Genomic DNA, 10,627 nt, shown 5'->3' with positions numbered 1-10,627 from the left:
CACGTTGCGGTTGGTGTAGATGCAGATGTCGCCCGCGATGTTGATCGCTTCACTGGCGATGGTGCGCGCATCCAGCGCCGTGTGCGCCATCAGCGCGCGGGCCGCCGACAGCGCGTAGGAACCGCCGGAACCGATGGCGATGATGCCGTCTTCCGGCTCGATCACGTCGCCGGTACCGCTGATGATCAGCGAGGTTTCCTTGTCGGCCACGGCCAACAGTGCTTCCAGCTTGCCCAGGCGACGCTCGGTGCGCCAGTCCTTGGCCAGCTCGACGGCGGCACGCTGCAGCTGGCCGTGCTTTTCCAGCTTGGCCTCGAACAGCTCGAACAGGGTGAAGGCATCGGCGGCCGCGCCGGCGAAACCGGCCAGCACCTGGCCATCGCGACCCAGCCGGCGCACCTTGCGCGCATTGCCCTTCATCACGGTGTGGCCGAGCGTGACCTGGCCGTCGCCGGCAATGGCCACATGCTCGCCGCGACGCACGCAGACGATGGTGGTGGCGTGGAAAACGTTGGGGTTCTGACTGGGGTCCATGCGGCCTCCGATAGCTGTTCCCGGGACATGGGGACAGCGCCGGGGCCGATCAAGCCTGCGCGGATGGCTGCCGTTCAGGGCTCGGGCGCCAGCGGCCGCTGCATCCGCCGGGCATGGCCCGGCGCTACCACCGCATCAGGGCATGACTTGGCGCCACCACCGCCGCAGGGCATGACCCGGCGCTACCGGCGGCGCTTGGCGCGCGGATGCGCAGCGTCGTAGACCTTGGCCAGGTGCTGGAAATCCAGATGGGTGTAGATCTGCGTGGTGGCGATGTCGGCGTGCCCCAGCAGTTCCTGCACGCCGCGCAGGTCGCCGGACGACTCGAGGATGTGGCTGGCGAAGCTGTGCCGCAGCATGTGCGGATGCACGTGCTTGAACAGCCCTTGCCGCTGCGCCAGCTGGCGGATGCGGATCTGTACCGCGCGCTGGCTGATCGGCCCGTTGCGGCCCGGAAACACCGGGGTGGCCGGGGCGCCGCCGCTTTCGCTGCGCCAGGCGAGCAGTGCCTCGCGCGCCGGCTTGCCGAACGGTACCCGACGCTGGCGGTTGCCTTTGCCCATCACGTTGACCAGTCCGCTGGCAAAATCCAGGTCACGCCAGGTCAATGCGCAGACCTCGCTCAGGCGCAGGCCGGAGGAATAGAACAGCTCCAGCAGCGCGCGGTCGCGTCGCCCCAGCTCGCCTTCCGGTTCCAGTTCGACCAGTTGAACTGCTTCATCGGCGTCGAGCACCTGCGGCAGCCTGCGCGGCGCTCGTGGTGCCTTCAGGGTGGCCGCTGGACTGACCTCGATGCGGCCATGCCTGAGCAGCCACGCATAAAAGCTGCGGCAGGCAGACAGCCGCCGCTGCAGGCTCTTGGCCGACAGGCCCCGGCGATGTTCATCGGCGACGAACTGTCGCACGGCGTCAGCATCCAGCGCCTCCACCGGCACGCCCCGCGGCTCGGCCCATGCCGCCAGCGCATCCAGGTCGCGACGGTAGGCGTCCAGCGTATGCGCCGACATCCGCCGTTCCACCTGCAGGTGCTGCAGGAACGCCATGACCGCGCTCATCGCCGCCGCGCTCCGCTCAGTCCTGGAAGCGCTTGAGGCCGGTGGCCAGGGCCTCGCCCATCATGCGCAGGAACAGCGTGCCCATGCCCGGGTAGAAGCGGTTCGGGTCATGGCTGCCGACCGCGATCAGGCCGACACCCGGCAGCGGCAGCAGGGCGGTGGTCTGCACCTCCTCACTGCGCGCGCCATACAGCACCGCGTTCTTTTCCGGCTGCAGGCGGCCGCAGATCGGCTCACCGTCCTTCAGGCAATCCCGGAAGGGGCCCAGGCGTGGATCGTCGGCCGCGATGACCTGCAGCCATTCGGCCTGTTCCAGCCCGGCCACCGGCACGTGCACGACCAGCCGCACCAGATCACCCGCAAAATCCTCCTGCAGCGAGGCGGCCATCGCACGCAGGGTATCGGCGGCACTGCCCTGCTTCATCAGTGCCAGCGTCAGCTGGTGGGTGCGCACCGCCAGCCGTTCGTTGACCTGGGCGGTCGCGCCCAGATCGGCCAACCGTCGCGCCAGCTCGCGGTTCTTTTCCCGCAGCAGCTCCAGCTGGTAGCTGGCCAGCGATGCGGTCGGGCCGTCATCGCGCGGCACCACCAGGGTCAGCGCCAGGTCCGGAAACTGCTTGAGGAAGGCCGGATGGCGCCGCAACCAGGCAGCGACTTCATGGGCCCCGAGCTTGTCGACGGTCTCAGTCATGCGATCCACTCCCCTTCGAAGACGAATGCGGTGGGGCCGGCCATCACCACGGGCTGCCCCTCGCCCGGCCACTGGATGCGCAGTTCGCCGCCGGGCAGGCTGATGCGTGCATCGCGCTGCAGGCGACCGCGCTGCATGAGGGTGACTGCGGCTGCACAGGCGCCGCTGCCGCAGGCGAGGGTCTCGCCGACGCCCCGCTCGAACACGCGCAACCGCGCGTGGTCCGGCGCGATGACCTGGGTGAACCCCACGTTCACCGACTTCGGGAACGAGGCATGCTGCTGCAGCAGCGCGCCGACCCGCTCGACCGGCGCCGCATCGATCAGGCCCACCTCGATCACGGCATGCGGATTGCCCATCGACACCGCAGCAAACCGCACGCTCTCGCCCTGCAGCGGCAGCAGATACTCCTCGCGCGGGTGGGCAAAGCCGACCAGCGGCACGCTCGCAGGTTCGAATGCGGGTACGCCCATGGTCACCGCATACTGGCCCTGGCCCAGCACCTGCACCGCATGGCTGGCCAGTGGGCTGTCGATGACGAATGCATCGCCCTGGGCACTGCCCTCGCGCACCAGCCAGGCCGCGATGCAGCGCGCGCCGTTGCCGCACTGCTCGGAATTGGAGCCATCGGCGTTCCAGATCCGGTACGAGGCGACCGAGCCTTCGACGCGCGGGGCCTCGATGGTCAGGATCTGGTCGCAGCCCACGCCGGTGTGGCGGTCGGCCAGGCGCGCGGCCAGCTGTGGCGTGGGCGGCGCGGTGCCGTCGCGCAGGTCGATCACTACGAAATCGTTACCCGCGCCGTGCATCTTGCTGAAACGCAGCGCGGTGGAACCGGTCTTACTCATTCCCGTCGTCCACCTTCTTCACCGGGTCCGGGGTCACCGACGGACTGCCGTCACCCGTGTCCTGGGTGGCAGGCGGGGTGGCTTCGCCGTCGGCATCGGTGGCCGGCTCGACGGTCTCTTCCACCGGCACCGGCTTCTGCGGCAGCACCAGCGGGCCCTTGTTGCCGCAGGCGGACAGGAACAGCAGCGAGGCCGCTGCCAGCGGAATCAGGATGGCGTTTCGATGGGGAATCTTCATGCCCCGAGTATAGCCACTGCCGGCTGAGCGGTTGGTGGAGGGTACGGCCCCCAGGCAGCGCCGGGCCATGCCCGGCGGAAGGGTCAGTCCTGCGGCGGCAGCGGCCGCGTCCACAGCCAGATCGCCACCACGGTCATGCTGCCGATGGAAAACCATTTCACCCAGGCGATCGGCACGCACCACAGCATGATCCCGGCGCAGACCGCCATGGTGATCGTGGCCATCCATTTGCCGTAGCGGCTGACCGCGCCATGCGCCTGCCAGTTGCTGATGGCCGGCCCGAAGCGCGGATGCTGCAGCAGCCAGGCATGCAGCCGCTCGGAGCCGCGCGAGGCGGCCCATGCCGAGATCAGGATGAATACGGTTGTCGGCAGCCCCGGCACGAAGATGCCGACAATGCCGGTGCCGAGACTGACATAGGCGAGCAGCCACCATGCCCAGCGGAAACGCACCGGCCGGCGGGTCGGGGCTGCGTCCTGGGCGGCAGGCGGTTCAGGCAGGCTCATGCTCGCAAGGATAACGGTTCGGGGTGCCCGGCAACGCCCGGCACCCCGCCGCAATCACGGTGCTGCGATACCCAGCTGCTGCAGCACGAAGGCATACGATTCGGACAGCTCGCGGTAACGCTGGAAGCGACCCGACTTGCCGCCATGGCCGGCCTCCATGTTGGTGCGGAACAGGATCGGGTAATGGCCAGTGTTGTCGTCGCGCAGCCTGGCCACCCACTTGGCCGGTTCCCAGTACTGCACCTGCGAATCCCACAGGCCGGTACCGACGAACAGCGCCGGATAATCCTGCTTCCTGACATTGTCGTAGGGCGAGTACGAGAGCATGTAGTCGTAGTACTGCTTCTGCTCCGGGTTGCCCCACTCGTCGTACTCGTTGGTGGTCAGCGGGATGGTCGGATCCAGCATGGTGGTGACCACGTCCACGAACGGCACCTGCGCCACCATCACCCGGTAGTCCTGCGGCGCCTGGTTGGCCACCGCCCCCATCAGCAGGCCACCGGCACTGCCACCGGACGCGGCCACGCGATCCTTCGCCGCCCAGCCCTGCGCCACCAGTCCACGGGTAACGTCGATGAAGTCGTTGAAGGTGTTCTGCTTGTGCAGCAGCTTGCCGTTCTCGTACCAGTCGCGGCCCATCTCCTGGCCACCGCGGATGTGGGCGATGGCATACACCACGCCGCGATCGAGCAGGCTCACTGCCGTCTGGTTGAAGTACGGGTCCATCGACATGCCGTAGCTGCCGTAGGCGTACTGGAACAGCGCGCCCTTGCCGTCCTTCTGGTAGCCCTTGCGGTAGACCAGCGACACCGGCACCTTCACGCCATCGCGCGCGGTGATCCAGACGCGTTCGGTTTCGTACTTCGATGCGTCATAGCCGATCACCGGCTGCACCTTCAGCTGGCGGCGCTCGCCGGTGGCGGTGTTCAGCTCGAACACGGTGGTCGGGGTGGTCATCGAGGTGTAGACGTAGCGCAGCCATGGCGTATCGGCCTCGGTGTTGTCGCCCAGGCCCATCGAGTACGCCGGCTCATCGGCCTTCACGTAGTCGCTGCGGCCATCCTTGAACAGCAGGCGGATGCGCTCCAGGCCTTCGGAACGCTCGGCAATGGCGGTGAAGCCATCAAACAGCTCGAAGCCTTCGATGAACACCGCATCGTCATGCGCGATCCAGTCCTTCCACTGCGCACGCGAGGTGGCATCGGTCGGTGCGGTGACCAGTTTGAAGTTCTTTGCACTGTCGTTGGTACGTATCACCCAGCGGCCATCGTAGTGGTCGGCGTCGTACTCCACGTCGCGCTGGCGTGGCGCCAGCACGGTGAACGTGGTCGGGTCGCTGGCCGGCGCGTAGCGCTCTTCCGACGACACGGTACTGTGCACGCCGATGGTGATGAAGCGGTCGTCGCGGGTGCGGCCGATGCCCATGTAGAAGCTGTCGTCCTTCTCTTCGTAGACGACGGTGTCGGCGCTGGCCGGGGTGCCCAGCACGTGCTTCTTCACGCGCACGGTCAGCAGCGTTTCCGGATCGTTCTCGACGTACAGCACGGTGCGGTTGTCGTCGGCCCAGACCAGGTCGCCGGAACTGCCGGTGATCACGTCGGGCAGCACCTGCCCGGTCCGCAGGTCCTTGAAGCGGATCGTGTACTGGCGACGGCCCACGTCATCGTCGGCCCAGGCCAGCAGCTGGTTGTCCTGGCTGACTTCCATCGAGCCGACATTGAAGTAGCCCTTGCCGGCGGCCATTGCGTTGACATCCAGCAGCACTTCTTCGGCGGCATCCATGCTGCCCTTGCGGCGTGCGTGGATCGGGTAGTCCTGCCCGGTCTCGAAGCGGCTGTAGTACCAGTAGCCGCGCTCGCGCGCCGGCACGCTGGAATCATCCTGCTTGATGCGGCCGACGATTTCCTTGTACAGCGCGTCTTCCAGCGGCTTCAATGGCGCCAGCACCTGGTCGGCATAGGCGTTCTCGGCCTGCAGGTAGGCCAGCATGTCCTTGTTCGCGCGCTTGTCGTCACGCAGCCAGTAATAGTCGTCGTTGCGGGTCGCGCCGAATGGGGCCTTGACCTCGTGCGGATGCCGGGCGGCGTCCGGCGGAACAGGCAGGGGGGCGGCGGTAGCGGTGCTGGTCATCAGGCTGGCGAGCAACAGGCAGAGGGTGGGCTTCATGAGATAAGGCTCCAGGCGCTTCAATGCAATGGTCTTCGACGGGATCGGTTCCCTTCCCCGAACAGCGATCTGACCCCAATCCCGTCGGCACCACAACCCTGCAGGTCGTCACGGTGCGGACCCGCCGGCAGCGGTCGGCGTACCATGGGCGCATGAGTACCCTGCCCCACCCGCCGGTCTACAGCCGACGCAGCCATGAAATCGCTCCGTTCCACGTGATGTCCCTGCTGGCCCGCGCGCAGGCGCTGGAACAGGCCGGCCACGATGTCATCCACCTGGAGATCGGCGAACCGGACTTCACCACGGCCGGGCCGGTGGTGCGTGCCGGCCAGGCGGCCCTGGCCGCCGGGCACACGCGCTACACCGCCGCACGCGGCCTGCCTGCGCTGCGCCAGGCGATCAGCGGTTTCTATCGCAGCCGTTACCGGCTGGATGTGGATCCGGAACGCATCCTGGTCACTCCTGGCGGCTCCGGCGCGCTGCTGCTGGCCAGCAGCCTGCTGGTCGACCCGGGCCGGCACTGGCTGCTGGCCGATCCCGGCTATCCCTGCAACCGGCATTTCCTGCGCCTGGTGGAAGGTGCCGCACAGCTGGTCCCGGTCGGTCCACAGACCGCCTACCAGCTCACACCCTCGCTGGTGCAACAGCACTGGAACACGGACAGCGTCGGCGCACTCGTCGCCTCGCCGGCCAACCCCACCGGCACGGTGCTGTCGGCCGATGAACTTGCGGCGCTGTCACGCACACTGCACGCACGCGGCGGGCACCTGGTGGTGGACGAGATCTATCACGGCCTGACCTACGGCGTGGACGCCGCCAGCGTATTGCAGGTCGATGACAGCGCGTTCGTGCTGAACAGTTTCTCGAAGTACTTCGGCATGACCGGCTGGCGCCTGGGCTGGCTGGTGGCGCCGCCCGCAGCGGTGCCCGAACTGGAGAAGCTGGCGCAGAACCTGTACATCAGTGCGTCGAGCATCGCCCAGCATGCAGCCCTGGCCTGTTTCACCGATGAATCGATGGCGATCTTCGAACAGCGACGGGAGGCCTTCCGCCAGCGTCGCGATTTCCTGTTGCCGGCGCTGCGCGAGCTGGGCTTCCGCATCGAGGTGGAGCCGCAGGGCGCGTTTTATCTGTATGCCGATGTCAGTGCGTTCACCGATGATGCCCAGGCGTTCTGCGCACACTTCCTCGAAACCGAGCATGTGGCGTTCACCCCGGGCCTGGATTTCGGCTTCCACCGCGCCAACCAGCATGTGCGCCTGGCCTATACCCAGGAAATACCGCGGCTGCAGGAAGCGGTGGAGCGCATCGCGCGCGGGCTGCAACATTTCCGCTAGCGCCGGGCCATGCCCGGCGAGCGCGCAGCGCCGCCCATGAAAAACGCCGCCCGGGGGCGGCGTTTTTCATTTCGTCATTTACCGCCCAGGCGCTCCCACAGGAAGCTGTAGGCCAGGGCCGCCATGTGCGCGGCCTGCGCGTTGTTGGCTGCGCCGCCATGACCACCTTCGATGTTCTCGTAGTAGGTCACATCCTTGCCGGCGTCGATCATCTTCGCCGCCATCTTGCGGGCATGGGCCGGGTGCACGCGGTCATCGCGGGTGGAGGTGGTGAACAGCACCGGCGGGTAGTTCTTCTTCGCGTCGAACAGGTGGTACGGCGAGAAGGTCTTGATGAACTCCCAGTCGCTGGTATCGGGGTTGCCGTACTCGGCCATCCACGACGCGCCGGCCAGCAGGTGGCTGTAGCGCTTCATGTCCAGCAGCGGAACCTGCACCACCACCGCACCGAACAGCTCCGGGTACTGCGTCAGCATGTTGCCGGTCAGCAGGCCGCCGTTGCTGCCGCCCTGCACGCCCAGGTGCCTGGCACTGGTGATCCTGCGCTTGACCAGATCCTGTGCCACCGCGGCCATGTCCTCGTAGGCCTTGTGACGATTCTGCTTCAGCGCCGCCTGGTGCCAGCGTGGGCCGTACTCACCACCACCACGGATGTTGGCGACCACGTACACACCGCCCTTCTCCAGCCAGGCGCGGCCCATGCCACCGGAATAGCTGGGTGTCAGCGAAATCTCGAAACCGCCGTAGCCGTACAGCAGGGTCGGATTGGAGCCGTCCAGCTTCATGTCCTTGGCATGCACCACGAAGTACGGCACACGGGTGCCATCCTTGCTGGTGGCGAAGTGCTGCTCGATCACCTTGCCCTCGGCATTGAAGAAGGCCGGCATGGTCTTCAGCGTTTCCGGTGCCTTGCCGATCTCGGCCAAAGCCAGGGTGGTCGGCGTCAGATAGTCGGTGGCGGTCAGCCAGACCGCATCGCTGTCGTCGCTGTCCACTGCGCCCACGGCCAGAGTGCCGAATGCCGGCGCGCCGACAAATGCGCTCTTCTGCCAGCCATTGGCGCCCGGGGTCAGCACGGACAGGCGATTCTTCACATCGTCCAGCACGTTCAGGACGAGGTGGTTCTTGGTCCAGGTCGCACCGGCCAGCGAGGTGGTCGCGGTCGGGGTGAACAGGACCTCGAAGTCACGCTTGCCGGCCAGGAAGTCATCGAGCCGGGTCGCCAGCAGCGAGCCGGACGCGTAGGTCTTGCCGCCCACGGTCCAGGCGTCGCGCAGCTCCAGGGTCAGCCACTGCTTGTGCAGGCCCTTCTCGGCGGAGTTCGGCGCATCGATCTTGGTCAGCGTGCCATCGTCGCCGCGCAGGTAGACCTCATTGTTGTAGAACGCCAGCGTGCGGCTGACCAGGTTGCGCTCGAAGCCCGGGGTGTCATCGTGCATCGCCGCGATGTACATGTCCTCCGGCTTGCCTTCGTACACCAGGCTGGCCGACGACATCGGCGTCCCACGCTTCCACAGCTTGGCCACGCGCGGGTAGCCGGAGGTGGTCATGGTGCCGGCACCGAAATCGGTGTAGACGAACACCGTATCGCGATCGATCCAGTTCAGGCCGCCCTTCGACTCGGGACGGAAGAAGCCATCCTCGATCCAGCGCTTCGTCGACAGATCGAACTCGCGGGTGACATCGGCATCCGCGCCGCCGCGTGACAGCGCGATCAGGCAGCGGCTGTAGTCCGGGCGCAGGCAGTCGGCGCCGTGCCAGACCCAGTTCTCGCCCTCGGCCTTGTTCAGTGCGTCCAGGTCAAGCACGGTTTCCCACTGCGGCGAGGCCTTGCGGTACTCGGCCAGGGTGGTGCGCCGCCACAGGCCACGTTCGTGCTGCTTGTCCTTCCAGAAGTTGTAGTAGTAGTCGCCGATCTTCTGCACGCCGGGAATCTTGGCATCCGAATCGAGCACCTCACGGATGCTGGCCTCCATCTGCCTGAAGGCCGGAGTCTGCGCCAGGCGCGCCTCGGCCTTGGCGTTCTGTTCCTTGACCCAGGACAGCGGCTTGTCGCCGGTGACGTCCTCCAGCCAGGCATAACGGTCGGTATCTTCAGCAGCCACGGCGGTCCCCACCGAGGCAGCGGTCATCATGCCAGCCAGCAGGCAGGCGGAAGCGAGTCGTGACATTGCAGCTCCAGGCAGTCATAAGCCGTGGAACGCTAGCACGGATCCGGACACCGCCCCCCGTGTCGAAGGTCAGGCCGCCGCCGTTGCGCCGCGCCGGCCGCGCGCGCCGGCTGCCCTGCGGCGGCGCGCCTGTCCACCGGTACGACGCGACGACCGCCGCCGCAGCGATGGCAGTGGGCAGCGCAGCAACGCCCACCAGGCCACCAGCGGCATGCCGATCAGCCACAGGGGCAGCCAGCCCAGCCAGGCACTGCTGCCGCGGGCGGCCGGCCACACCAGGACCAGTGCAACGCCGGCCAGTGCCAGATGCTGTACACCGCGCAGCAGGCGCGGATCGGCGCGTTCGCTGACGCGTTCAGTCGAGGGGCGGCGTGTGAGGCGTGCGCTCATGCGGGTTTCTCCGGTGGACAATGCAACACAGCTTGGGCAAGGGCCTTCTCATACGCTGCGACACCATTGACGGACCGCGTGCACACAGTCGACCATGCGCGTGCAAGCCCACTGGAGCCCGCTCCCGCATGACTTCGATCCGCCCGCTCTGCGCCGTGCTGCTGGCCCTGTCCCTGGCGGGCCCGGCGCTGGCTGCCAGCGATCCGCCGTCGCCGCGTGCCGCGGCGCCCCGCGCCCCCGATCCGAACGCGCCGATCGATCTGCAACGTTTCATGGGCACCTGGTACGTGATCGGCCGCGTACCGAACTTCGTCGAGCGCGGTCACGTTGCCAGCGTCAACGAGTACGCGCTGCGCGACGACCACAAGGTTGCCATCACCTACCGCTACCGCAACGGCTTCAGCGAACCGCAACAGGAGATCCGCGCCCGTGCCAGCGTCGACCCGGACAGCGGCAACCATGGCTGGCGGACCTGGTTCTACCGCGTGGTGCCGACCCATTCGCGCGTTCTGGAAGTGGCGCCGGATTACTCCTGGGCACTGATCGGCTATCCGGGCCGCGAGATGGCGTGGATCTTTGCCCGTCGGCCTGACATGGACAAGACGCTGTACAAGGAGCTGGCCGAGCGCCTGCGCGACGAGTACGGAGTGAATACCGACAAGCTCAAGCGGGTGCCGCAGCGCCCGGACCA

11 protein-coding genes are annotated in these 10,627 nt (G+C 67.2%); 2 read left to right on the top strand and 9 right to left on the bottom strand.

Features of this window, described 5'->3' with window-relative positions:
* From hslV to N7367_RS18750, 7 genes are all read right to left on the bottom strand, one after another.
* Window positions 1-534, bottom strand: a 534-nt coding sequence (gene hslV, locus N7367_RS18780) for an ATP-dependent protease subunit HslV (RefSeq protein WP_279942986.1), incomplete at its 3' end; no start/stop codon positions are given.
* 182 nt (window positions 535-716) lie between these two features.
* Entirely contained in the window at window positions 717-1,589 is an 873-nt protein-coding gene (xerC, locus tag N7367_RS18775) for a tyrosine recombinase XerC (protein WP_053520177.1), read from the bottom strand.
* Between the two features lie 16 nt (window positions 1,590-1,605).
* Entirely contained in the window at window positions 1,606-2,280 is a 675-nt protein-coding gene (locus tag N7367_RS18770; protein ID WP_065175177.1) for a DUF484 family protein, read from the bottom strand.
* Window positions 2,277-3,128 (bottom strand): diaminopimelate epimerase, encoded by an 852-nt coding sequence (dapF, locus tag N7367_RS18765; protein ID WP_065175178.1) that lies wholly within the window; start codon window positions 3,126-3,128, stop codon window positions 2,277-2,279. Before dapF ends, N7367_RS18770 begins: the two co-directional genes overlap by 4 nt.
* Window positions 3,121-3,366, bottom strand: a complete 246-nt coding sequence (locus tag N7367_RS18760; RefSeq protein ID WP_053520180.1) for a lipoprotein — start codon at window positions 3,364-3,366, stop codon at window positions 3,121-3,123. The genes dapF and N7367_RS18760 overlap by 8 nt, the downstream gene beginning before the upstream one ends.
* 83 nt (window positions 3,367-3,449) lie before the next feature.
* Window positions 3,450-3,872 carry a YbaN family protein gene (locus N7367_RS18755; protein WP_053520181.1) on the bottom strand — a complete coding sequence of 141 codons (423 nt, stop codon included), beginning with the start codon at window positions 3,870-3,872 and terminating at the stop codon, window positions 3,450-3,452.
* A 54-nt stretch (window positions 3,873-3,926) separates the two neighbouring features.
* The gene (locus tag N7367_RS18750) at window positions 3,927-6,038 is read right to left on the bottom strand and encodes a S9 family peptidase (protein ID WP_279942985.1); all 2,112 of its coding nucleotides are present in this window, start codon (window positions 6,036-6,038) and stop codon (window positions 3,927-3,929) included.
* Between the two features lie 152 nt (window positions 6,039-6,190).
* Between N7367_RS18750 and N7367_RS18745 the strand changes: the two genes are divergently transcribed.
* Window positions 6,191-7,375, top strand: coding sequence for a pyridoxal phosphate-dependent aminotransferase (locus tag N7367_RS18745; RefSeq protein WP_128990383.1), 1,185 nt, complete (start codon window positions 6,191-6,193; stop codon window positions 7,373-7,375).
* Between the two features lie 74 nt (window positions 7,376-7,449).
* Here the strand turns inward: N7367_RS18745 and N7367_RS18740 are convergent, their stop codons facing one another.
* Together N7367_RS18740 and N7367_RS18735 are read right to left on the bottom strand one after the other, a co-directional pair.
* Window positions 7,450-9,546, bottom strand: coding sequence for a prolyl oligopeptidase family serine peptidase (locus N7367_RS18740; RefSeq protein WP_279942984.1), 2,097 nt, complete (start codon window positions 9,544-9,546; stop codon window positions 7,450-7,452).
* Window positions 9,547-9,615: 69 nt separating this feature from the next.
* Window positions 9,616-9,936 (bottom strand): hypothetical protein, encoded by a 321-nt coding sequence (locus N7367_RS18735; RefSeq protein WP_053519814.1) that lies wholly within the window; start codon window positions 9,934-9,936, stop codon window positions 9,616-9,618.
* A 128-nt stretch (window positions 9,937-10,064) separates the two neighbouring features.
* Between N7367_RS18735 and N7367_RS18730 the strand changes: the two genes are divergently transcribed.
* Window positions 10,065-10,627: lipocalin family protein (locus N7367_RS18730; RefSeq protein WP_279942983.1), on the top strand; the 563-nt coding region annotated here is incomplete at its 3' end.

The sequence above is a fragment of the Stenotrophomonas sp. GD04145 genome, assembly GCF_029835135.1.
In the GTDB taxonomy this organism is placed as follows: Bacteria; Pseudomonadota; Gammaproteobacteria; order Xanthomonadales; family Xanthomonadaceae; genus Stenotrophomonas; species Stenotrophomonas maltophilia_P.
Note: the sequence above shows the minus strand (reverse complement) of the source record. Positions and strands in the feature narration are given on the sequence as shown.

Excerpts from the sequence above, each read along its gene's own strand:
- xerC (WP_053520177.1), bottom strand. The coding sequence starts at position 1,589 with ATGAGCGCGGTCATGGCGTTCCTGCAGCACCTGCAGGTGGAACGGCGG.
- N7367_RS18770 (WP_065175177.1), bottom strand. The coding sequence starts at position 2,280 with ATGACTGAGACCGTCGACAAGCTCGGGGCCCATGAAGTCGCTGCCTGG.
- dapF (WP_065175178.1), bottom strand. The coding sequence starts at position 3,128 with ATGAGTAAGACCGGTTCCACCGCGCTGCGTTTCAGCAAGATGCACGGC.
- N7367_RS18760 (WP_053520180.1), bottom strand. The coding sequence starts at position 3,366 with ATGAAGATTCCCCATCGAAACGCCATCCTGATTCCGCTGGCAGCGGCC.
- N7367_RS18755 (WP_053520181.1), bottom strand. The coding sequence starts at position 3,872 with ATGAGCCTGCCTGAACCGCCTGCCGCCCAGGACGCAGCCCCGACCCGC.
- N7367_RS18750 (WP_279942985.1), bottom strand. The coding sequence starts at position 6,038 with ATGAAGCCCACCCTCTGCCTGTTGCTCGCCAGCCTGATGACCAGCACC.
- N7367_RS18745 (WP_128990383.1), top strand. The coding sequence starts at position 6,191 with ATGAGTACCCTGCCCCACCCGCCGGTCTACAGCCGACGCAGCCATGAA.
- N7367_RS18740 (WP_279942984.1), bottom strand. The coding sequence starts at position 9,546 with ATGTCACGACTCGCTTCCGCCTGCCTGCTGGCTGGCATGATGACCGCT.
- N7367_RS18735 (WP_053519814.1), bottom strand. The coding sequence starts at position 9,936 with ATGAGCGCACGCCTCACACGCCGCCCCTCGACTGAACGCGTCAGCGAA.